21 protein-coding genes are annotated in these 22,283 nt (G+C 72.3%); 15 read left to right on the top strand and 6 right to left on the bottom strand.

What is annotated here, in order from left to right; all coding sequences use genetic code 11:
• Window positions 1-54: 54 nt before the first annotated feature.
• The 3 genes from LNK82_RS24215 to LNK82_RS24205 form a co-directional block, all read right to left on the bottom strand.
• Window positions 55-2,340 carry an ATP-binding protein gene (locus LNK82_RS24215; protein ID WP_230569278.1) on the bottom strand — a complete coding sequence of 762 codons (2,286 nt, stop codon included), beginning with the start codon at window positions 2,338-2,340 and terminating at the stop codon, window positions 55-57.
• Window positions 2,337-3,284: a hypothetical protein gene (locus tag LNK82_RS24210; protein ID WP_230569277.1), complete on the bottom strand. Its 948-nt coding sequence runs from the start codon at window positions 3,282-3,284 to the stop codon at window positions 2,337-2,339. The genes LNK82_RS24215 and LNK82_RS24210 overlap by 4 nt, the downstream gene beginning before the upstream one ends.
• 239 nt (window positions 3,285-3,523) lie before the next feature.
• Window positions 3,524-4,927 carry an SDR family NAD(P)-dependent oxidoreductase gene (locus LNK82_RS24205; protein ID WP_230569276.1) on the bottom strand — a complete coding sequence of 468 codons (1,404 nt, stop codon included), beginning with the start codon at window positions 4,925-4,927 and terminating at the stop codon, window positions 3,524-3,526.
• Window positions 4,928-5,003: 76 nt separating this feature from the next.
• Here LNK82_RS24205 and LNK82_RS24200 point away from each other — a divergent pair, with 76 nt between their 5' ends.
• The 4 genes from LNK82_RS24200 to LNK82_RS24185 all read left to right on the top strand — a co-directional run bounded on the left by LNK82_RS24200 (window position 5,004) and on the right by LNK82_RS24185 (window position 8,615).
• Window positions 5,004-6,620 (top strand): hypothetical protein, encoded by a 1,617-nt coding sequence (locus LNK82_RS24200; protein ID WP_230569275.1) that lies wholly within the window; start codon window positions 5,004-5,006, stop codon window positions 6,618-6,620.
• Window positions 6,617-7,057 (top strand): hypothetical protein, encoded by a 441-nt coding sequence (locus LNK82_RS24195; protein WP_230569274.1) that lies wholly within the window; start codon window positions 6,617-6,619, stop codon window positions 7,055-7,057. Before LNK82_RS24200 ends, LNK82_RS24195 begins: the two co-directional genes overlap by 4 nt.
• Before the next feature lie 400 nt (window positions 7,058-7,457).
• Complete coding sequence (locus LNK82_RS24190) at window positions 7,458-7,817, top strand: cupin domain-containing protein (protein ID WP_230569311.1); 360 nt, start codon at window positions 7,458-7,460, stop codon at window positions 7,815-7,817.
• An 87-nt stretch (window positions 7,818-7,904) separates the two neighbouring features.
• Entirely contained in the window at window positions 7,905-8,615 is a 711-nt protein-coding gene (locus LNK82_RS24185) for an AfsR/SARP family transcriptional regulator (RefSeq protein WP_230569273.1), read from the top strand.
• 134 nt (window positions 8,616-8,749) lie between these two features.
• On the opposite strand, the gene LNK82_RS24180 is transcribed toward LNK82_RS24185, so the two are convergent.
• Window positions 8,750-9,706 (bottom strand): LysR family transcriptional regulator, encoded by a 957-nt coding sequence (locus LNK82_RS24180; protein WP_230569310.1) that lies wholly within the window; start codon window positions 9,704-9,706, stop codon window positions 8,750-8,752.
• A gap of 212 nt (window positions 9,707-9,918) precedes the next feature.
• On the opposite strand from LNK82_RS24180, the gene LNK82_RS24175 reads away from it, so the two are divergent.
• The 6 genes from LNK82_RS24175 to LNK82_RS24150 all read left to right on the top strand — a co-directional run bounded on the left by LNK82_RS24175 (window position 9,919) and on the right by LNK82_RS24150 (window position 16,955).
• Complete coding sequence (locus LNK82_RS24175) at window positions 9,919-10,716, top strand: 2-amino-3,7-dideoxy-D-threo-hept-6-ulosonate synthase (protein ID WP_230569272.1); 798 nt, start codon at window positions 9,919-9,921, stop codon at window positions 10,714-10,716.
• A gap of 85 nt (window positions 10,717-10,801) precedes the next feature.
• Window positions 10,802-11,875 carry a 3-dehydroquinate synthase II family protein gene (locus LNK82_RS24170; protein WP_230569271.1) on the top strand — a complete coding sequence of 358 codons (1,074 nt, stop codon included), beginning with the start codon at window positions 10,802-10,804 and terminating at the stop codon, window positions 11,873-11,875.
• A gap of 80 nt (window positions 11,876-11,955) precedes the next feature.
• Window positions 11,956-12,534: an isopentenyl-diphosphate Delta-isomerase gene (gene idi / locus LNK82_RS24165; protein ID WP_230569270.1), complete on the top strand. Its 579-nt coding sequence runs from the start codon at window positions 11,956-11,958 to the stop codon at window positions 12,532-12,534.
• Window positions 12,535-12,839: 305 nt separating this feature from the next.
• Window positions 12,840-14,102 (top strand): DUF1996 domain-containing protein, encoded by a 1,263-nt coding sequence (locus LNK82_RS24160; RefSeq protein ID WP_230569269.1) that lies wholly within the window; start codon window positions 12,840-12,842, stop codon window positions 14,100-14,102.
• The gene (locus LNK82_RS24155) at window positions 14,099-15,808 is read left to right on the top strand and encodes a discoidin domain-containing protein (protein WP_230569268.1); all 1,710 of its coding nucleotides are present in this window, start codon (window positions 14,099-14,101) and stop codon (window positions 15,806-15,808) included. Before LNK82_RS24160 ends, LNK82_RS24155 begins: the two co-directional genes overlap by 4 nt.
• Window positions 15,809-15,968: 160 nt before the next feature.
• A complete protein-coding gene (locus LNK82_RS24150; RefSeq protein ID WP_230569267.1) occupies window positions 15,969-16,955 on the top strand; it encodes a LacI family DNA-binding transcriptional regulator in 987 nt (328 codons plus the stop codon).
• Between the two features lie 34 nt (window positions 16,956-16,989).
• On the opposite strand, the gene LNK82_RS24145 is transcribed toward LNK82_RS24150, so the two are convergent.
• Window positions 16,990-17,355, bottom strand: coding sequence for an ester cyclase (locus LNK82_RS24145; protein WP_230569266.1), 366 nt, complete (start codon window positions 17,353-17,355; stop codon window positions 16,990-16,992).
• Window positions 17,356-17,455: 100 nt separating this feature from the next.
• Here LNK82_RS24145 and LNK82_RS24140 point away from each other — a divergent pair, with 100 nt between their 5' ends.
• Together LNK82_RS24140 and LNK82_RS24135 are read left to right on the top strand one after the other, a co-directional pair.
• Window positions 17,456-18,112, top strand: coding sequence for a TetR/AcrR family transcriptional regulator (locus tag LNK82_RS24140; RefSeq protein WP_230569265.1), 657 nt, complete (start codon window positions 17,456-17,458; stop codon window positions 18,110-18,112).
• A 427-nt stretch (window positions 18,113-18,539) separates the two neighbouring features.
• Complete coding sequence (locus tag LNK82_RS24135) at window positions 18,540-19,256, top strand: DUF998 domain-containing protein (RefSeq protein WP_230569264.1); 717 nt, start codon at window positions 18,540-18,542, stop codon at window positions 19,254-19,256.
• Here the strand turns inward: LNK82_RS24135 and LNK82_RS24130 are convergent.
• On the bottom strand, window positions 19,223-20,830 hold the full coding sequence (locus LNK82_RS24130) for an AMP-dependent synthetase/ligase (RefSeq protein WP_230569263.1): 1,608 nt from the start codon (window positions 20,828-20,830) through the stop codon (window positions 19,223-19,225). The two genes, LNK82_RS24135 and LNK82_RS24130, sit on opposite strands and share 34 nt — an antisense overlap.
• A 46-nt stretch (window positions 20,831-20,876) precedes the next feature.
• Here LNK82_RS24130 and LNK82_RS24125 point away from each other — a divergent pair, with 46 nt between their 5' ends.
• From LNK82_RS24125 to LNK82_RS24115, 3 genes are read left to right on the top strand one after another with little or no spacing between them, the layout of a single operon-like run.
• Entirely contained in the window at window positions 20,877-21,425 is a 549-nt protein-coding gene (locus LNK82_RS24125) for a TetR/AcrR family transcriptional regulator (protein ID WP_230569262.1), read from the top strand.
• A gap of 4 nt (window positions 21,426-21,429) precedes the next feature.
• Window positions 21,430-21,837, top strand: a complete 408-nt coding sequence (locus LNK82_RS24120; RefSeq protein WP_230569261.1) for a hypothetical protein — start codon at window positions 21,430-21,432, stop codon at window positions 21,835-21,837.
• Between the two features lie 38 nt (window positions 21,838-21,875).
• Window positions 21,876-22,274, top strand: coding sequence for a hypothetical protein (locus LNK82_RS24115; RefSeq protein ID WP_230569260.1), 399 nt, complete (start codon window positions 21,876-21,878; stop codon window positions 22,272-22,274).
• Window positions 22,275-22,283: the final 9 nt, after the last annotated feature.

The following is a 22,283-nucleotide window of genomic DNA, read 5'->3' as shown; positions in this document are numbered from 1 at the left end:
TACGTCCAGAACGCGCGTGTCCTACGTCCAGGTACCCCGAGTTGAACGTTCGGGTCACGCCGGGGACGAGCGGAAGACCGCGCGGCGCACGCGGGGGCTCAGGTTGCGCAACGCCTCGTGCACGCGGGCGCGCCGCGATCCCTGGCCCACCTCGGCCACCAGGCCACCCGCCCGCGCCGACCACGGCGGCAGCATGAACAGCGGGTCCAGCAGGAACAGCGGCAGGAACTCCACGATCCCGTCGTAGATGCCGCACAGCTCCTCCAGCCGGTCCTGCGCGTCGGCGTCCTCGGCCGACTGGTACCACTGCGACACCGCCGCCCGGAACGCCTGCACGGCCTTGCGCATGAACTCCGCCTGCGCCGCCGCCTGGGTGAACTCCGGCGTCCGCAGCCGCCGGTGCACGGCCTCCTGCGTGGCCGTCGGCGCGTGGTCGAACGCCTCCTCGAACATCACGTCGACCTGCGTCAGGTCCTCCAACGCGTCCGCCGCGTCCCGGAACAGCCGCTCCACCTCGCCGGGCAGCCTGCTCGACGCCCCCTCCGCCGCACGGCCCGGCATGGTGCCCGCCAGCGCGCCGAGCTGCCGCTGGATCGCGCCGAGCTGCCGGTCCGACGACGCCCGCACGCCGTCCATGTGCTCGGCCAGGTGCTCGATGAACCCGTAGATGCTCGACTGCTGCTTGGCCAGCTGGTCCATCCGCCACCGCAGCGCCGACACCGGGTCCGCGTCGCCGGCCGGCCGCCGTCCCGTCGCGCTCACCAGCGCCTTGAAGTCGTCGGCGAACGTCCGGTCGACGTACACCAGCGGCTCGCGGCCGAGCAGTTCCCGCAGCTGGATCGCCACCCCGTCCGCCACCACGCCGTTGACCAGCAGGATCAGCTCGGCGTCCGGCTCGGCCTCGCGCACCGCCGAGATCCGCCGCCGCACCACGCCGAGGTCGGCGTTCTCCAGCAGCGACCGGGTGATCAGCACGGCGCAGCCGGTCGTGTGCTCGGGGAAGGTGACCCAGAAGTCCGCCAGCGAGTCCTCGGCCGTGCCGAGCAGGTGCCGGTGCAGGTAGTCCAGGCCGTTCGCGTCGAGCAGCCGGCGCACCACGCCGTCGATGTCGTCCGAGCTCAACGACCCGAACAGGTCGCGTGCCGCCTGCCGCACCATGTCCTCGGTGACGGCGAACTCGTGGCCGGGCGTGCGGGACAGGTCGTCGGCCATCCGGAACACCCGGTGGCACAGCCGGATCACGTTGCGCGCGTTGCCCCGGGCGAGGTCGCGCAGGTACCGCGTGGTGTCGACGGTGAACGGCGCGAGCTGCCGCGTGCCGAACGCCTGCTCCTGCGCCAGCTCGACGAACTCGCGCACCTCGCCCTGGCTGAGCCCCGACATCACCACCGTGTACGGGATGCGCTGCCGCACCGCCTGCGGCAGCACGGACTTGAAGTCCGGCAGCCCGCACAGCACCAGGCACGCGCCCGCCTTGGCGAACACCTGCAACAACGTCTGGAACGCGGCCATGGTCCGGGCCTGCGGCCTGCTGTCGGCGGAGAAGATCTTGTCCAGCTCGTCGACGGCCAGCACGAACCGCCGCTGCCTGCCGCCGAACAGCAGGGCGAACACGCCCATCGCCTCCAGCGCGGCCACCTCGCTGTCGATCGGCGTGTCGATGCCGCGTTCCACCAGTACCTGGTCCGGCGCGCCGCCGAGCAGCCACGACCACACCGAGTGCTCGAACCCCGGCCGCAGCAGCAGGGTGAGCGCGGTGCCGAAGTCCTTGTTGTTGGTGACCTCGCGCAGCGTGTCCTGGACCTTGCGCAGCAACGCGCTCTCCATCAGGCCCAGCCGTTCGACGACCTCCTGCGGCTCCAGCTGCCTGCTGCCGAGCCACTCCAGCATGTCGCTGGTCAGGCCGCTGCTCTGCAACGAGTCCGCGACGATGTCCGCGTAGTACTCGCTGACCTGCGCGCGCACGCCCTCGCGGCCGAGCTTCTGCATGAACCGCCGGTACAGCTCGATGAAGCTCTCCGCGGTCGCGTCCAGGTACAGCGCGTGCGTCGGGTCGGCCAGCACCTGCCGGGCGTGCCGGACCAGCCGCACGGCCAGGTGCGTCTTGCCCGTGCCGTAGTCGCCCAGCACGGCCACGACGGTGCCGGTTCGGTCACGGCCGCCGCGCGCGGGCGGTGCGTCCAGGTAGGAGGTGAGGTGCGCGAGCGCCTGCCGCGTCGCGTCGGTGGTGATCGCCACGTCGACCGAGTCGGGGTCGGCGTCGAAGTCCGTGATCCGGGCGACCGCCATCGGCGAGAAGGGGTTCTTCCGCGAGGGCGGGAGATCGCTGCGGTCGCTCATGGCCCATTCACCGGTCCATTCCGGGACTTCGTGTTCAAGAACGCCCTGATGTCCTCGACGGTCACCAGATCGGCCTCGGTGTAGCCTAGTCCCGTTTCACGTTTGTGTTCGTACGTGCCATGTAAGAATCTCTGCAGCATGGCGACCGATTGGCAGTGCTTCGCCACCAATTCGATCGCGTCATCACTCATCCGTGGAAAACTTCCCGCTCCCGCGTGACGCGATAGCCGGTCTTCGGTGAATCGCTGCGCGTCACCGGTGTCGAGCGGACCGACGTGCAGGGTGATCGGCGGGACCCAGGTCTCCAGTTGGCGCACGACGTCCGCGACCTCGGCCGCGCCCAGGTACGCGGATTCGGTCAGGAACAGCACCTTCGCGCTGTTGAGCGTCCGGGCGTAGCGGATCACCTCGTCCACCAGCTCGTTCGGGCTCGGCAGCAGCACGATCAGCGCGACGTCCTCGCGCAGCGCCTGGCCGAGGCGGGGGAACACGCGGCGCGGCACGTCCCGGACCGCGTCCAGCCGGTCCTCGCTCTCCTGGCGCAGCGCGCCGCCGTCCACGAGCAGGTCGAACATCCGGTCGCACACCTCGGCGGTGCGCTGGTCGATGGACAGCTCCTGGTCGGTCGGCAGGCAGCCGGTCAGGTCGAGCACGAGGCCGCGCATGTCCCGCCGCGCGAGTTCGCCGGCGACCCAGTCCGCGCACCGGTTGACCAACGCGGTCTTGCCGCACCCGGACTCGCCGGTGACCAGCGCCAGGCGGCCGTACTCCAGCAGCACGCCGAGGTCGCCCATCTCCTGCCGGAACTGGTCGAACGCCTCTTCGGTGCCGTCGACGGGCACGTAGTAGTCGCGGTGCGCCGGCCGGTGCCACGGGCGCAGCGGGCGCATCGGCGTGCTCTCCCAGCCCGGCAGCGGGAACGGGTTGACGCGGGGCGCGGTCACGACGTCACCGACCCGGTCACGCGCGGCAGTGCGGCGGCTCGACCGGCCCGCCCGCCGTCCATGCCCACCCCCGTCGCCTCGCGGCGGCCTAGCGAAAGCTTCAGCCTACCGACGGAGAGTCGCACACGGGCGCGGTTCCGTTAACCGACTCACCCCGTTCGGACCATTCACGTTGGTGCGGGCGGGAATGCGCGGGGACGTCGCGGTCGACGCTGAGGTGAACACGTGCGGCGAACGGATCACCAGGGCGCGGGCGCGTAGTCCTTCAGGAAGCAGCCGTACAGGTCCTCGCCGAGCTCGCCGCGCACGATCGGGTCGTACACCCTGGCCGCGCCGTCGACGAGGTCCAGCGGCGCGTGGAAACCCTCGGCGGCCAGCCGCATCTTGGTCGGGTGCGGCCGTTCGTCGGTGATCCAGCCGGTGTCGACGGCGGTCATGAGGATGCCGTCCTCGGTCAGCATCTCCTCCGCGCTGGTGCGGGTCAGCATGTTCAACGCGGCCTTGGCCATGTTCGTGTGCGGGTGGCCCGGCCCCTTGTAGGCGCGGCTGAACTGGCCTTCCATCGCCGAGACGTTCACCACGTACTTGCGGCGCGCGGGCGAGGCGGCCATCGCCGGGCGCAGCCGGGAGATCAGGATGAACGGCGCGGTGCTGTTGCACAGCTGCACTTCCAGCAGCTCCACCGGGTCGACCTCGTCCACCCGCTGCACCCAGCTGTTGACCGGCGCCTCGTCGGGCACCAGGCCGCCCGCGTCGATCTCCTTGGACCCGGCGGTCAGCGCCAGCGCCGTGACCGCGGGGATGGTGTCGGCCAACGTGCCCGCCAACGCCACCGGGTGCGCGGACGTGGTGTGCCCGAACGTCACCAGCTCGGGCAGGGGACCGGACGGCAGTTGCCCCGGATTGAGGGGTTCGGCCTCGGCCGCCACCAGCGGCGCGTAGGCCCCCGCCGAGCGGCGCACGGTCTGGGCGGCGTTGTTGATCAGGATGTCCAGCGGGCCGGCGGCGGCCACCGAGTCGGCCAGCTGCACGACCTGGGCCGGGTCGCGCAGGTCGATGCCGACCACGCGGAGCCGGTGCAGCCAGTCGGCGCTGTCGGGCATGGACGCGAACCGGCGCACCGCGTCGCGCGGGAACCGGGTGGTGATGGTGGTGTGCGCGCCGTCGCGCAGCAGCCGCAGCGCGATGTACATGCCGATCTTGGCGCGGCCGCCGGTGAGCAGGGCGCGCTTGCCGGTCAGGTCCGCGCCCTGGTCGCGCTTGGCCCGGTTCAGCGCCGCGCAGTCCGGGCACAGCTGGTGGTAGAACGCGTCCACCTCGGTGTACCGCTTCTTGCACGTGTAGCAGGACCGGGCGCGCAGCAGCGTGCCCGCCTTCGCGCCGGGTTCCGGCTCGCGCAGCAGCACGCCGCGGGTCTCGTCGTCGATGCGGGACGGCGAGCCGGTCGCGGTCGCCTCGATGACGGCGCGGTCGGCGGCCGTGACCGAGGCCCGGCGGTCGGCCTTGCGGCGCTTGCGCAGGCTCTTCCAGATGCCGGCGGTGGCCCGGCGGACGGCTACCGCGTCGGGGTGCTCGGTGTCCAGTTCGTCCACTTGGGCGAGCACCCTTAGGGCGATTTCCAGTTCGGCGGGGTCAATCGACACGTCCAGCACTCTACCTGCGGTGAAACCCGACCTCGGACGGGTGAAATTCGCGTGAGCCACCGCTAGGGTGCCCGGCATGCCTACAGCGGGTACCGGCCCACGGGTGCGGCGACTGGCCCATCCCGACGCCGACATCCGGGCACGCGCCCTCGGCCTGCCCCGCGGTCGCCCGGTCCTGGCGGTGTTCGGCTCCGCCGACGCCCTGAGCACCGAACTGGCCGCCGAGGTGCTCCCGGTGCTGCGCGTGGTGCTCGCGGCGGCGGCCAGGGCGGACGCGGTCGTGGTCACGGCGGGTGCCGACGTGGGCGTCACGCACCTGGTCGGCCTGGCCGCCGAGTCGTTGGACGGCCGGTGGCCGCGGCTGGTCGGCGTCGCGCCGTCCGGGCGGGTGGCCGCGGAGGACGCGGAGCCCGCCGACGGTGAGGTACGGCTCAACGTGAACCACGACACGGCGGTGCTCGTGCCGGGGTCGAAGTGGGGCGAGGAACTGCCCGCGCTGTTCCGCGCGGTCGACGCCGTCACCGGGTCGAAGCGCCCGGCGCTCGCGCTGCTGATCGGCGGTGGCGAGGTCGCGCGGGCCGCCCTGGTCGACCACCTGAGCCGCGACCGGCCGTTGCTGGTGCTCGCGGGCACGGGAGGGTTGGCCGACGAGATCGCGGGCGGCAGGCCCCGGAACACTCCGGCCACCCCCGCTTCCGGCACCACCGCCACCGCCCCGGCCGGAGCCGCCTCCGCCACACCCGACCCTTCCGCGCTCGCCGCGACCCCTGCACCCTCCGCCCACGGCGCGATCGCAGGCGGTGAGCCTCAACCCGGTGCGGGCGGCGGGACGGCGCAGGCCGATGCCGAGGTCGCGCGCGTCACCGGCGCGGCCGACAAGGTCACGGCCGCCGGGATCGCGGGCGTGAAGGGCGCGACCGCCGAGGTCGCCGCCCTCGAGACCGGGAGCGCGAAGGGCGCCGTCGCCCCCTTCCCCGCCGCGTCCGTCCCCACCGTCTCTGCTCCCACCGCGCCCGCGCCGACCCCCGTCGCGTCCCCGCCGCAGCCCTCTGCCGCCGAACGCGACGACGACCTCGCCGTGCTGGTGCGCAGCGGCCAGGTCGCCGTGGTGCACCTGGACGAAGGGGCGGACAAGGTGGCGGCCGTGGTGCGGCGGGTGCTGGGCAACCGGCCCGGCGCCAAGCTGCACGCCGACGTGCCGCCGCCCGCCGTGTGGCCGCGGGTGCCGTTCCGGGCGCCCGAGCCGCACCCGGTGATCGATCCCGGCTACGTGCTCGACTACCCGCTGCTCGCCGACGCGATCCACGAGGCGAACCAGGTGGTGGCCCCCGTGCTGCACGAGTGCGAGGTCGCCGCCCTCCGCTCGCGCGAACGCGCCCGCCTGCTGGTGGTGCTCGCCATCGCCGCCGGCTTCGGCGCCACGGTGTCCGCCGCGTTGCAGGTCTGGCTGCGGGACGAGCCGTGGCCCGGTGTGCTGCTGGCCGTGTCCGGCGCGGCGGCGGCGGTGCTCGCGGTCGTGGCGCGGTCCGGCGAGGACCCCGACGCCAAGGTCCGGGCCGAGCAGTTGCGCGCCTTGTACTTCGACCACCTGGCCGCACCGCCCACCGTCGACGACGCCGAGCGCGCCGAGCGCGCCCGCGAGTTGGCGACGGCCGTGGCGCGGCTCCGGCACGAATCGGTGAGCCGCACATGACCAGCACCGGATCGTCGGCCCGGCCGACGGTGGTCGACGACCACCGCGAGCAGTTCCTCCGCGCCTACCTGCGCCACCGGGTCGGCGAACGGCTCGCCGGGTTCGAGCAGGCCCAGGCCCGCTACACCGCCGCACGCCGGTGGACCACGAGCCTGTCGGTGCTGCTGTTCACGGCGGCGGCGGCGTTGGGCGCGGTGGCCGTCGCCGATGACGGGCGGCGCGCGCTGTGGGCGTTCCTGGCCACGGTCGCGGCGGCGCTGGCCACGGCGATCACCGGGTACGAGGCGGCGTTCTCGTTCCGCGCGCTGTCCCGCCGGTCCGCGAGCGGCGTGGCGTTGCTGCACCTGCTCCAGGCGCACGGCGCGCCAGAGGGCGAGGACGGCGTCACCGCGTTCCGCACGGAGGTGGAGAGCGTGCTCCGGCACGCGGACCGGTAATCGGCTGGTACTGCGGGTTTTCGCGATCCCGAAGGACGAGCGGGCCGCGCCGGCGGACGCCGCGCCGGCCGGACGACGGCCTGCCCGAACGCTCCGACCTGCGGTACGACCGGGTCGGGCGCGCGTCGGCGGAGGTCGACGGGGAACGGGTGACCGAACTCGTCGTGTACTCGTGGCGAACGTGCGCGCTCGAGCGTGTGGCCGCCGCGCACCTTGGTCGATAGTTTCTGGCGGTGGGCCGTTCGGTGGCAATGGGTTTCCGCCCCGGCGTGCCGTGGCGGAAACCTCCGGCGGCCACGCCGAGAGTCCGCCGTTGACAACGTCGGATTTCGGTCGGCGCCTGGGAGAGCACCGTGGGACACGTGGAGCCTGCCGCCGTGGTGGGGCGGTAGCCGTGGAGATGCGCCGACTCGACCCGGGGGAACTGGTCCGGGACAGCGGGCTGGTGGCCCGCAGGCTGATGCCGTGGCCGCTGGTGAACGCGCCGTTCGACGGCTCGTGGTGCGTGGTGCAGCCGGGCGCGGCGTCGAGCACCCACGCCCACCGCGAGCACGAGGTCTGGGTGGCCGTGTCCGGCGAGGCGGAGATCGTCACCGACGAGGGCAGGCTGCCGTTCGCGGCGGGCGACATCGTGCACTTCCGCCCGTACGAGGAGCACCAGCTGGTCAACGACGGCGAGGCCGACTTCCAGTTCTTCGCCGCCTGGTGGGACGTGGAGATGGCCGAGCGCTTCAGCGCGCGCGACGAGGACGCGCGCTGAGTCGTCCGTCCGGCGGAACCACGGCACGAAACTGCCCGTCACAGTCGCGTCTTTATTGGTGAAAGTTCAACGCGACTGGGGGTCGGAGTGGAGTTCCGGATCCTGGGCCCGGTCGAGGTCCGGCGGGACGGCGGGGAGCCGAGGGCGTTGCGGCGCAAACCGGGCCAGGTCCTGGCCGTGCTGGCGGCGCACTGCGGCAAACGGGTGCCGGTGGACCGGCTGCTCGACCTGGTGTGGGGCGAAGACCTGCCGCGACGCGCTCGCAAGTCGCTCCAGGTGCACATCTCGGTCCTGCGCGGCGAGGGCGTGCCGGTGACGCACCAGGACGCCGGGTACGTGCTGCGGGCCGAACCGGACCAGGTGGACGCCCTGCGGTTCCGCCGCCTGACCGCGCGGGCCGCCGTCACCGCGGACCTCGAACACCGGCGCGACCTCTACACCAGGGCGTTGGCCCTGTGGCGGGGCACGCCGCTGGCCGGCGCGGAGTCCGAACCGCTGCGCGCCGTGCTCTGCGCGCCGCTGGAGGCGCACCACCTGGCCACCCTCGAAGCGGCCATCGAGACCGACCTGGCGCTGGGCAGGCACGCCCAGGCGGTGGAGGCGCTGACGCCCCTGGTGGCCGAGCACCCGTTCTCGGAGACCCTGCGCCACCTGCTCATGACGGCGCTGCTGTCCTGCGGCCGGCGGACCGAGGCGCTGCGCGTCTTCCAGGACGTCCGCCGCACCCTGGCCGACGAGCTCGGCGTGCCGCCGGGGCCGCAACTGCGCGAGCTGTACCGCGAAGCGCTGCGCGTTTAGGCGCCGCTTTACCGCACGCCGTTAACTTCCCCCCGCCGGGACGACCGGTGAGACTCCGGGCCGTGGGCCAGTGCTGGGCGGCACCCAGGCCCACGGCCCGGGACCCCGACGCCGGGCGCGCCCGGTCGGGGACGTCAGCTGGCCGCCACGCTCAGCCCGGTGGCGGCGAGCTTCGCCGTGCGCGGACCGTGCGCCCAGATCCGCTCCTGGTAGGCGCGCAGCAGCGCCGCGTGGAGCTCGTCGACGTGCTCGGCCGCCCCGCAATCGCGCCGCCACACCACCGTGACCCGCCGGTGCACCGGATTGCCCACGATCGGTTTCAGCAGCACACCGGGCAGGTCGTGCCCGGTCGGGAAGAAGCACGCCACGGTGTGGCCGGAACGCACCAGTTCCGCCGCCGACGCCGGATCGACCCCGAAATGCGCGCAGCGCGGCGTGAACCCGGCCGCCTCGCACGCGAGGTGGAGGTTCAACCGCCCGCCGCCGTAGCTCTCGTCGGGCACCGCCCACTCCTCGTCGGCCAGTTCGGACAGCCGAATCTCGTTTCGCGCCGACAACCGGTGCCCCGCCGCGATCCCGACCAGCATCGGTTCCGCCACGACGGTCCGGCAGTCGGCCTGTTCGGGGATCCGCAGTGGACTCTGGGGGAACTCCGTGACCAGCGCGAGGTCCAACTTCCCGGTCCGCACCAGGTCGAGCACGGCGTCGCTGGTGCGTTCGATGTGGGTGGTCTGCTGGTGCGTCGGCAGCAGCGAGCGCACCACGCCGACCAGCAACGGCGTCGGCGAACCGGCCACCCCGCCGAGCCGGATGCCCGTCACGTCGCTCTCCGCGGCGAGCTTGCGCGCGGTGACCAGCAGGTCGTCGAACCGTTCCACCAGGTCACGGGATCGCAGCACGACGTGGCGGCCGAGTTCGGTCAGTTCGACGCCGTCCGTGCGCCGCAGGAACAACGGACCACCGAAGCCACGCTCGATGCGCCGCAACTGCGCGGTCAAACCGGCCTGCGCGATCTTCAGCAGTGAGGCGGCTCGGCTGATGCTGCCCGCTTCCGCCACGGTCAGCACGACGTGGAGGTGCCTGAGCTCCATGTTCACTGCGGCAGCCTAGGGCAACGAGACGAACCGGACACCGATCGCGCGTGCCGGTCGGGTGACGGCTCCGCGTCCCGATGTTCCCCTCCCGTTGCTCCAACAGGTGCATAACTGAGGAGTTATCGCCACCTCACACCTCCCGCCGCGCTCGCCGGGTCCACCACCCTGCTGGCAAGACCGGCACCGCACACCGGGGAGGTGTGAGCGACATGGCGAAAGCGCTGAGACTGCGCCGCCTTTCCCGTCCGCGCGACGACAGGTACCTCTTCGTCCCGCTCGACCACAGCGTCTCGGACGGTCCGGTGGTGCCGCGCGACCGGTGGCACGAGCTCATCGACTCGGTCGTCGTCGGCGGCGCCGACGCCATCATCGTCCACAAAGGACGGGTGCGCACGATCGACCCGGACGTGCTCGGGGGCTGCGCGCTGGTCGTCCACCTCAGCGCCGGCACCGCGCACGCCGCCGACACCAACGCCAAGGTCATCGTCGGCGACGTCGACGAGGCGCTGCGGCTGGGCGCCGACGCGGTGAGCGTGCACGTCAACATCGGCTCGGACACCGAGGAGCGGCAGCTCGCCGACCTCGGCGTGGTCGCCAAGGCGTGCGACGAGTGGAACGTGCCGCTGATCGCCATGGTCTACCCGCGCGGGCCGCGCATCGCCGACCCGAACGACCCCGCGCTGCTCGCGCACGTGGTCAACATCGCGGTCGACCTCGGCGCGGACATCGTCAAGACCAACCTCGCGCGGCCCGCCCAGCGGATGGCCGACGTGATCGCCAGCTGCCCGATCCCGGTGCTGGTCGCGGGCGGCCCCGCCACCGGCGGCAGCGTGGTCGACCACGCCCGCACCGCGATGGCGGTCGGCTGCGCGGGTCTCGCCGTCGGCCGCCGCGTGTTCACCGCGCCCGCGCCCATGTCGCTGGTCGCGGAACTGGCCTCGATCGTCCACGACGACACCGAAGCGGACCTGGTCCGCGCCATGACGGGCGTCGTGGCCACGTCATGAGCTTGTCGCCAACGGCCGCCGCCGGTCATCCGACCGGCGGCGGCCCGTCCGCACGCCGATCGGGCTCTCACCCCTTGGAGAACCGTTGAAGTTCGCCTGGATCGACCTCCGACCCGTCCCCGAAGCGCACCGCGAAGCCGTCGTGGACGCCGCCGTGCACGCCCGCCTCGCCGGCGTCGTCTCCGACGACCCGGCGCTGCTGGACACGCTGCCGCCCACGATCACCCGGGTGCTCGTCGCCGACGCGCCGGTCGACGGCCCGCACCTGGTCACCGTCGTCGTCGACGACCAGGACGCGCTGGACCGGCTCACCACCGACGCGGCGTTCGTGCAGGTCCGCGACGACCGCACGCTCAAGCTCGCGTGCGCCGCGGCGGTGCGGCTCGGGCACACCGTGGTCGCGTTCACCGATCCGACGAAGATCCCGCTGGAGATCGTCATCGCCGCCGCCGACGGCGCGCCCGGCAAGCTGGTCACCGTCGTCGCCGACCTCGAAGAGGCCGCGATCGTGCTCGACGTGCTGGAGCACGGCTCGGACGGCGTGCTCATGGCCCCCCGTGACGCCAACGACGTGTTCAAGCTGGCCCGGCTGCTGGAGGCGACCACGCCGCCGCTGAACCTCACCACGCTCACCGTCGAGGGCATCACCCACAACGGCCTCGGCGACCGCGTCTGCGTGGACACCGCGTCGCACTTCCAGGAGGACGAGGGCATCCTCGTCGGCTCGTTCTCCTCCGGTTTCATCCTGTGCTGCAGCGAGACCCACCCGCTGCCCTACATGCCGACCCGGCCGTTCCGGGTCAACGCGGGCGCACTGCACTCCTACGTGCTCGGCCCGGACAACCGCACCAACTACCTGTCGGAACTGCGGTCGGGCAGCACGGTGCTCGCCGTCAACTCCGAGGGCCGCACCCGCAAGCTCACCGTCGGCCGGGCCAAGCTCGAATCACGGCCGATCCTGACCATCACCGCGCACTCGCCCGAGGGCGTCGAGGTGAGCCTGACCGTGCAGGACGACTGGCACGTGCGGGTGCTCGGGCCCGGCGGGAAGGTCCGCAACGTCACCGAGCTGCAGCGCGGTGACGAGCTGCTCGGCTACATCGCGACCGAGCAGCGGCACGTCGGCATCCCCATCGGCGAGTTCTGCAAGGAGACCTGAGCCGCGCCGCGCGGCGCGTTCGGGCGACCCCGGGGTGCTCGCCGGCGCGCGGTGATCGCGGGTGTGGCAGGGTGGGCGCCGTGGAACAAGTCGTGCTCCTGGACGAGTCCGGTGCCGGGATCGGCGTGGCCGACAAGGCTTCCGTGCATCACGCGTCCACCCCGCTGCACCTGGCGTTCTCGTCGTACCTGTTCGACGCGGCGGGCAGGCTGCTGCTGACCCGGCGCGCCCTGCACAAGAAGACGTGGCCGGGTGTGTGGACCAACTCGTGCTGCGGCCACCCGGCGCCCGACGAGCCGATGGCGTCGGCCGTGTCGCGGCGGCTCGCGGACGAGCTCGGCCTGGCCGACGTCACCCTCGACCTGGTGCTGCCCGCGTTCCGCTACCGGGCGGTGATGGAGAACGGGGTCACGGAGAACGAGATGTGCCCGGTGTTCCGGGGCCTGGTCGCCGGCGACCCGGAGCCGAACCCGGACGAGGTCGACTCGTTCGAGTGGGCGCCGTGGGACGAGTTCGCCCCGGCCGTCCTGGCCGGCGCCCGTCCCGTCTCCCCGTGGTGCGCCCTCCAGGTGGCCGAGCTGTGGGACCTGGGCCCCGACCCGCTGGCCTGGCCGACCGCCTCCGCGGCCACCCTCCCACCGGCCGCCCGCCTGTCCTGAACGCTCAACTCACCCGTCCCGAACGTAGGACACGCGCGTCCCGAACGTAGGACTCACGCGCGAGTCCTACGTTCGCGTCGCGCGTGTCGTACCTTCAGGTCGCGCGTGTCCTACGTTGAGGTCGCGCGTGTCCTACGTTCGCGTACCCCGAATTCAACGCTCAGGTCAGAGAGCGCTCTCTGGGTCGCTGTTCCGGGATGACCGGAACTGGCTGCTTTCCTTGACTGATACAGGAGCCCGTCTTACGTTCCGCTGTGAGAGCGCTCTCTGAAACCTTCCCTGCAAAGCCCTTCGAAAGGGGAGTCGTGATCCCCACCATTCGCCGATGGCGTCGTCTGGTCACCACGCTCGCCGTCGCGGCCCTCACCGCGTCCGCACTGACCTTCGTCACCTCTCCCGCCTCCGCGGCGCCGGAACTGCTGTCCCAGGGCAAACCCGTCGCCGCCTCCTCCACCGAGAACGGCGGCACGCCCGCCTCCGCCGCCGTCGACGGCAACGCCGGCACCCGCTGGTCGAGCGCCGCGGCCGACCCCCAGTGGATCCGGGTCGACCTCGGCACGTCCACCGCCATCAGCCAGGTCACGCTGAACTGGGAGGCCGCCTACGCGCGCTCGTTCCAGCTGCAGACCTCGGCCGACGGCAACGCCTGGACCACCATCGCCACCGCGTCCGGCAACGTCGGCGTGCAGAACCTGACCGTCTCGGCCACCACCCGGTTCGTCCGCGTCCACACCACCGCCCGCGCCACCCAGTACGGCGTGTCGCTGTGGGAGTTCCAGGTGTTCGGCGTCCCCAACTCCAGCGGACCGATCGTGCGGGTCGCCGAGTTCCTGGCGGACTGCCCGTACAGCCACCGCCTGCCGGACGACCCGATCGTCGCGCCGAACCTGCCCGGCGGCTCGCACATGCACAGCTTCTTCGGCAACCGCACGACCAACGCGCACTCCACCGTTCAGTCCCTGCTGGCCGGCACGAGCAACTGCAACCCGGGCACCGACCTGTCCTCGTACTGGGTGCCCACCCTGTACGCCGACAACCAGCCCGTCGAACCGACCGGCACCACGTTCTACTACCTCGGTGAAGGCGTGCGCGACGACGTGATCGCGCGCATCCAGCCGTTCCCGCTCGGCCTGCGGATCGTCGCGGGCAACGCCAAGGCCACCCAGCCCGACGCCAGCACGATCTCCCGCTGGTCCTGCCTGCACGCCGGCCACGTCGGCGCGTCCAAGGACTTCGTGAACTGCCCGGCGGGCACGATGCTGGAGTCCTACCTGGACTTCCCGCAGTGCTGGAACGGCCGCGACCTGGACTCGTCCGACCACAAGAGCCACATGGCGTACCCGGTGAACGCCGACTGCCCGGCCACCCACCCGGTGCCCGTGCCGAAGCTGCGCCAGGTGCTGCGCTACCCGGTGAGCGGCGACCCGTCGCGGTTCAGGCTCGCCTCCGGACCGGGCTTCACCATGCACGGCGACTTCTTCAACGCGTGGCCGGAGGCGGAACTCGCCCGCCGGGTGCGCGACTGCATCAACCCCATCATCAAGTGCGGCGCGGACGGTCGGCCATGAGGGCACCGATCCGGCTCGGCGCGGCGTTCGCCCTGCTCACCGCGCTGGTCGTGCCGGTCACCGCGGTCCAGGCGGCCGAGTGCGGCACGGCCAACGCGGCGCTGAACGCACCCGTCACCGCCTCGTCGGTGGAGACGGGCAGCCCGTTCACGGCCGCCTCGGCGGTCGACGGCAACGCGGGCACCCGCTGGTCGAGCGCGTTCAGCGACCCGCAGTGGCTGCGGGTCGACCTCGGCGCGAGCCGCGAGGTGTGCGGCGCGACGCTGCAGTGGGAGGCCGCGTACGCCACCGCGTTCCAGCTCCAGGTCTCGGCCGACGGCTCGACGTGGACGACCGTCCACCAGACCGCCACCGGCACGGGCGGCACGCAGAACGTCACCTTCACCGGCACGGGCCGCTACGTCCGCGTCTACACCACCGCCCGGGCCACCCAGTACGGCGTATCCCTGTGGGAGTTCGCCGTGCGCACCGGAACCACGGGCGGCAACCCGCCCGGCGAGCAACTGCTGTCGTACAACAAGCCCGCGTTCGCCTCGTCGTTCCAGGACGACGGCCACTGCTCGCAGTGCACGCCCGCCAAGGCGCTGGACTTCAACCCGGCCACCCGCTGGGCCACCAGCCCCACCACCGGGTGGGTCGACCCGGGCTGGATCTACGTCGACCTGGGCGCGACCGCGCAGGTCAGCAAGGTCGTTGTGCAGTGGGACCCGGCGTTCGCCAGCGGGTTCGAGATCCAGACCTCGGCCACCGCGTCGAGTTGGACCACGATCCACACCGTCACCAACGGCACCGGGTTCAAGCAGACGTTCACCGTGACCGGCACGGGTCGGTACGTCCGGGTGAACCTGACCAAGCGCAGCGGCCAGTACGGCTACTCGCTGTGGGAGTTCCAGGTCTACGGCACCGGCGGCAACCCCACGCCGCCACCGCAGGCACCGGACCCCGGCAACCCGCTGCGGCTGGTGTGGAGCGACGAGTTCAACGCGCCCGCGGGCACGAGGCCGGACGCGGGCAAGTGGCGGCCGGAGACCGGCACCGGGCAGAACGCGGAGCTGCAGTACTACACCGACAACCGCAACGCGTTCACCGACGGCGCCGGGAACATGGTGCTGGAGGCCAGGCGGGAGGTCACGCCGGGCTCGGCGTGCCCGGTCGACCCGGTCAGCGGCAGCGGCACGTGCCAGTACACCTCGGCCCGGATCATCACCGAGGGCAAGGCGTCGTGGACCTACGGCCGCTTCGAGGCCCGCGTCCGGGTGTCGGGCACCAAGGGCCTGTGGCCCGCGTTCTGGATGCTCGGCACGGACATCTTCAAGGGCACGCCGTGGCCCGCGAGCGGTGAGATCGACATCATGGAGCACCTGGGCCGTGAGCCGAACACCGCGTACCAGACGATCCACGGCCCGGCCTACTTCGGCGGCGGCGGGATCGGGGCGATGCGGGACATCGGCCAGGACTACGCGAACGCCTTCCACGTGTTCCGCGTCGACTGGAACAGCAAGGGCATGGTGTTCAGCATCGACGACGTGACCGTCCTCACCATCGACAAGGCGACGGTGGAGGCGACCCGCGGCCCGTGGGTGTTCGACAAGCCGTTCTTCATCCTGCTCAACAACGCGGTGGGCGGTGACTGGCCCGGCCCACCGGACGCCACCACGGTCTTCCCGCAGCGCATGCTGGTCGACTACGTCCGCGTCTACCAGTGACGGGTGGGTGCGGGGACACCGCCGCGGGTGCGCCACCCCCCGAAAAAAGCGTGAGGGGGACCCCCCCGCGCCCCCCCCCCCCCGGCCCGCCCCCCCCCCCCCCCCCCCCCCCCCCCCCCCCCCCCCCCCCCCCCCCCCCCCCCCCGGTATAAAGGCTGACGTGGACCGCAGACCAGTCACGTTGGAAGAGGTCGCGCGGATCGCGGGGGTTTCCCGGGCCACGGTGTCCCGGGTCGTCAACGGGGTCGCCACGGTGGACCGTGAGCTGCGCCAAGTCGTGGAGAAGGCCATCTCCACGACCGGGTACACGCCCAACCGCGCGGCGCGTTCGCTCGTCACCCGCAGGGCAGGAGCCATCGGGCTCGTCCTGCCGGAAGAGGGGCGCACCGTGCACGACCCGTACTTCGGCCGGGTGGTCAGCGGCGTGCTGCCGGTGATCCGGCCGCTCGGCGTGCAGCTGGTGCTGACCACGGGTGATCACCGCGAGGTGGTGGACGACATCCGGCAGCACCGGCTGGACGGCGTGATCCTGATCCACACCCACGACGCCGACCCGCTGCCGCGGCAGCTGATCGAGGCGAACCTGCCGGTCGTGCTGGCCGCGCGCCCGGTCCGGCCGATGTCGATCACCTACGTCGACGTCGACCAGGCCGCGGGGGCCGGGCTCGCCGCCGACCACCTGGTCGCCTCGGGGTGCCGACGGCTGGCGACCATCACCGGCCCGCTGGAGACGCCCGCCGGCCAGGACCGGCTGCGCGGCTTCCGCGACGCCGCGGCCCGGCACGGCCTGCCCGAGCCGGCGGTGGTCGAGGGCGACTTCTCCCGCGAGGGCGGCGCCGAGGCGGCACGGCGCTTGGTGGACGTGGACGTCGACGGGCTGTTCGTCGCCTCGGACCTGATGGCGACCGGCGCGTTGCCGGTGCTGCGCCACGGCGGACGGCGGGTGCCCGAGGACCTCAAGGTGGTCGGCTTCGACGACAGCAGCCCGGCCGTCGAGTGCGACCCGCCGCTGACCACGGTGCGCCAGCCCGTGGAGGACATGGCCGCCGAGATGGCCAGGCTGCTGGTGCAGCGGGTCGAACGCCCGGACCGCCCGGTCAGCTCCGTCGTGTTCGCGCCGACGCTCGTGGTCCGCCAGTCCAGCTGACTCGGCGCCCCCCCCGCCCGCACCCGCCGACCGCTCAGCGGAGGATCTCGCGGGGGAGTCCCTGGCCGAGCCCCCACATCTCCGCGAGCCGGCCGTCCTCGACGCGGAAGACCTCGATCAACATCGGCCGCACGCCGTCGTCCGGGGCCGGGATTCCCTCGACGGACGAGCGGATGGCGACTCTGTCGTGGTCGACCAGGACGTCCTGGGCGACCACGCGGTAGTCGGGGAAGTGGGTGACGAGCAGGCGCCAGACGCGCTTGCCCGCCTCGAACCCGGTGGTGCCGAGGGGGTGGCTGACGAAGTCCGGGGTGAACAGCTCGTCGGCCTGGTCGAACTGCCGGGTGTTGAAGCACTCCTGCATCCGCCGCACGAGGGCTCCGGCGTCGTGTGTGGTCATCGGTGCGCTCCGCGTGATCGTCCGATTCGCATTAACCGGGTCGACGCCCCGGTTATGGGTCAGACTATACGGTGCGCCGCCCCGGTTACACTGGACCGCCATGTCCAGCCGATCTCCCGAGCGCGCCGCGCCGAACTCCGCCGCGCCCGAGTCCCCCGCCACGCCGACGTCCCCGACAACTCCCGGACGTGACCGGGAGCTGCGGGCCGACGCGCGCCGCAATCGCGAGCGCGTCCTGCGGACCGCGCGGCAGCTGTTCGCCGACGAGGGCCTCGGCGTCTCGCTCGACGAGATCGCCCGCCGCGCGGGCGTCGGTCCCGGTACCGTCCACCGGCACTTCCCCACGAAGGAAGCCCTGTACCTGGCCGTCGTGACCGATCAGCTGGAGCAGTTGGTGGCGGAGGCCAAGGCGCTCACCGCGACCGACGATCCCGCGGCGCTGTTCACCCAGCTCTCGCGGATGATCGCGATGGGTGCGGAGAACACGGCCGTGAAGAGCGCGCTGATGGCCGCCGAGTTCGACCTGCGCACCGCCGCGCCGGACGTCGCGGCGGACCTGACCCGCGAGGTCGCCGGCCTGCTCGACCGCGCGCACGCGGCAGGCGTGGTGCGCGACGACGTCACCGTCGACGAGGTGATGGCGCTCGTCGCCGGCGCCTTCGCCGCGATTCGGCACGCCGAGGCGGAGGCCGGCGAGACGCGTTCGGCGCACCTCGCCCAGGTCATCCTCGACGGGCTCCGACCCCAGGCCCGGTGAGGGCGGGTCGAGGGTGCGGCGGCGGGTTCAGGTTCGGGTTCGGTCAGGGTGCGGCTGCGGGTCCAGCGAGGGCGAGGTGTGCCGCCCGCGCCCCACCCCCCGTCCGGTCACCCCCGTTGTGTCACCCCCCGTTCTGTCCTCGCCTGCCCCGTGCCGTCCGCCTTCGCCCGGTCCCGCCCACCCCCGTTCTGTCTCGCCCGCACCCGCACCCCGCACCCGCGCCGCGCCTGCCCACGCCTGGTCGCCGCCGGGCCGGCCGTTTTATCCGGCTAACGTGAGACATGCGATTCAGGTTGTCCCAGGTTGCACTCTTCGCCCGGTCGGGTGATCCACAGTCGGGGCACCACCGGGACGGGCCCCACTGTCGACTAGCTGTCGATCCACCGGTCCCGGAACAACACGACGGCCGCCGTCCGTTCTGCCCGTTGTGCTGACCGCCGAACTCGCCCCGACCCGTTCCCCGGCCCGCTTCGTCGCCCTCGCGGGCGCTGTCGCCGTCCTCCTCACCGTCGCCCTCGTCGGCGGGATGGACCTCTACCGGCTGGGCGACTCCACGAGACACCTCCGCCGCACCATCAGCGAATACGCCCTCGGGCCGCAGCGCTGGGTGTTCGACACCGCCGTCCTGCTGCTGGTGGCCGGGTCGGTGGCGATCCTCGCCGTGCTGGTCCGACGCGGCATCGCGAGGTGGAACTCGGTGGGCTCGGTGGCGTTCGCCGCGTGGTCGGTCGGGTTGACGCTGGTCGTGATCTTCCCCAAGAACAACTGGGCCATCGGCCCGAGCATGAGCGGCAGCATCCACCGCTTCGGCAGCCTGCTCGCGTTCGTCGCGCTGCCGATCGCGGCGATGATGCTGGCCCGACCGTGGCGGCGCGACCCGGTGTGGGGCGCGCACGCCCGGTGGACGTTCCGGCTCGGCGTGCTATCGGCCCTGGCGTTCACGCCGATCCTGTACGCGATCGGCGTGAACGCGGTCGTCGGCACGTCCTGGTGGCGGGTGATCCCGCTCGGGTACGTCGAACGGCTGCTGGTGCTGACCGAGGTGGTCGCCGTGCTGGTGGCGGCGGTGTGGGCCATCGCGGTGGCGCACCCCGCGCAACGCCGCCAGGCTCAGGAGTACAAGCCGTCCAGCACGTCCTTGTAGCGGCCCTCGATCTCCTTGCGCCGCATCTTCAGGCTCGCCGTGAGCGTGCCGTCGTCCACCGAGAAGTCCTTCGGCAGCACGGCGAACTTCTTGATCGTCTCGTGCCGCGCCAGCTTCTCGTTCGCCGCCGACACGGCCCGGCCGACCTCGGCGTCCGCGTCGAGGTCGGCGGGCGCGAGGTCGGCGTCGAGGGTGACCAGCGCGACGCAGTAGTTGCGGCCGTCGCCGTGCACGAGCACGTTGCCGATGTACGGGCTGTTCGCCTTGACCAGGCCCTCCACCGCCTGCGGCGCGACGTACTTGCCGCCGGAGGTCTTGATCAGCTCCTTCTTCCGGTCGGTGATGCGCAACCGACCTGCCTCGTCCAGCTCGCCGATGTCGCCGGTGTGCAGCCAACCGTCCTGCAACGTCTCGGCGGTCTCGTCGGGCAACCCGTGGTAGCCGCGCATGATGCCGCGCCCGCCGATCAGCACCTCGCCGTCGTCGGCGATGCGGACCTCGGTGCCGACCAGCGGCTTGCCGACCGTGCCGAGCTTGTTCGCGCCGGGCCGGTTCACGAACGACGCCGCCGACGACTCGGTCAGGCCGTAGCCCTCCAGGATCGTGATGCCCGCGCGGTCGAAGAACTCGCCGACCGGGCGCGACAGCGGCGCGGAGCCGGACACGAAGTACTTGATCCGGCCGCCGACCCGCTCGCGCAGCTTGCTGAACACCAGTTTGTCGGCGACCTTGCGGCGGATCGTCCAGTCCGGGTGCTCGGCCACGGTCAACGCCCAGTCGAACAGCTTCGCCTTCACCCCGCCCGCCTCGCGCATGGAGGCCACGACCCGCTGGTGGATCTTCTCGAAGATCCGCGGCGCGGCGGCCACCACGGTCGGGCGCAGTTCGAGCAGGTTGGCCGCGATCCGGTCCACGTCGCCGTCCACGGCGGTGGGCGCGCCGGTCGCGAGCATCCCGACCTGGAGCACCTTGCCGAACGCGTGGGACATCGGCAGCCACAGGAAGTGCAGGTCCTCCGGCGTCAGCACGCCCAGCTCGCGGATCGCCTCGGCGGTGTAGAGCCAGTTGTCGTGGGTCAGCTCGACGCCCTTGGGCGTGCCCGTGGTGCCGGAGGTGTAGATCAGCGTGGCCAGCCGGTCCGGCGTGATCTCGTCGACCATCGCGTCGTAGTCGCCCTCGACCTCGTCGGGCTCCCAGTCGGGCGTGACGACCTTCGCGTCGACCTTGCCCGCCAGGTCGGGGTCGGCGACCACGAGCACGCTCCCCGAGTCGCGGACGATGTGCGCCACGACGTCCGGCGTGCTGCTGGGGTAGATGGTGGTCGTCACGCCGCCCGCCGCGAGCACGGCCAGGTCGGTGAGGATCCAGTCCACGCTGGTGGCCGCCATGATCGCGACCCTGGCCTCGTCGCGCACGCCGAGCCCGCGGAAGCCCAGCGCCCGCCTGCGCACCTGCTCGCCGACCTCGGCCCAGGTCAGCGACGTCCACCCGCTTCCGGTGCGGTGGCGCAGCGCCTCGGCGTCCGGGGTCTCCCGCACGCGTTCACGCAGTAGATCGGGGATGGAACGGGCCACGGTGACCTCCAGGGGGAGCGACGCTCTAGAGCGGTACTCTAACCCCGTGAGATCGACTGGTCAGCGGGCAGTGCTCGACGCGGCCCTCGCGCTGGTCGACGAGGGAGGGCTCGACGCGGTCACGATCAGCGCGCTGACCGCCCGTTCCGGGGTGTCCAACGGCAGCGTGTACCACCACTTCGGCAGCCGGGCGGGCCTGTTCACCGTGCTGTACGGGGAGAGCTTCGCGCACTGCGTGGCGGCGGTGGCGCCCGCGCTGGACGGCGGCGACGCGGAGAAGGCCGTGCGGGCGGTGGTGGCGCGGTACCTCGCGTGGGTCACCGAGCACCCCGGCCGGGCGCGGTTCCTCTACGCCGCGCCGTCGACCGCCGATCCCGCCGTCAAAGCGGACGTGTTCGAGCCGGTCGCGCGCTGGTTCGCGGCACGCATGGCGGCGGGCGAGTTGCGCGAGATCCCGTTGTGGGCGTTGGACGCCGTGGTGATGGGTCCCGCGCACGAGTGCGCCCGGCGGCACCTGATGGGCGTGCTCGACCTGGCCCAGGCGTCGGATCTGGTCGGGGATGCGGTGTGGGCGGCGGTCGCGCCCGTAGGGTGATCGCATGGCCACTTGGGGCGACCTCGCCGCATACGTGCACGACACCTACGACGTGATCGCGGAGAACGAGGACGAGATCCGGATCCTGTTCAACTTCGAGCAGTACGACGAGGACGACGAGCGGACCCAGGTGGTCATCCTGGTCCGCGAAGTGCTCGACAAGCTGCACGAGTGGGTGCAGATCGCGTCGCCGATCGGGCTGGCGTCGAGCGTCGACCTGCACGCGTTCCTCGCCGAGGTCGGCAACTCGACCATCGCGTGCGGCGCGGCGATCATGGGGGAGCACGTCGTGCTGCGGCACTCGTTGCCGTTGTCGGACCTGGACATCCACGAGTTCACCGAGCCGCTGGCGCTGCTGGCGGGCACGGCGGACCGGCTGGAGGAAACGTTCTTCGGCGGCGACGAGTACTAGTGCTAAGTTAGGGTGACCTAACCGAGGGAAGGCACTGAGTGTCCACACGGCCTGTCGTGACCGCCGGGTACGAGTCCATGACCATCCAGGTGCGGGCGGGTCTGGGTGAACGACGCCTGGTCGCCGCCGTGCGGTCCCTGTTCGTGCGGCACGAGGTGCTGCGCGCCGACGGCTTCACCGCCGAGTCGTGCGTCCACCGCGTGGCGCTGCCGTCGTGCCTGGTGTCGCTCGCCACCGTCGAGGACGTGGCGGTCGACGTGCCGCTGCGAGTGGTGTGGTTGGACGGCGGCGCGTCCGGTCGGATCGTGCTGACCGTGCGCCGCGACGTGCTGGCCCGTCTGCCGTGGCACGTGCTGCTGCCCGGCCTGGTGTCGGCGTGGAGCGCGAGCACCCACCTGCGCGCCCGCCGCGCCGCGAGCCCGGCCCCGGTGTCCTGAACCGGCCTT

This window comes from Saccharothrix luteola (assembly GCF_020859565.1).
GTDB classification, from domain to species: domain Bacteria; phylum Actinomycetota; class Actinomycetes; order Mycobacteriales; family Pseudonocardiaceae; genus Actinosynnema; species Actinosynnema luteola.
The sequence above is the reverse complement of the archived record's forward strand: the minus strand, read 5'-3'. Positions and strand labels throughout refer to the sequence as shown.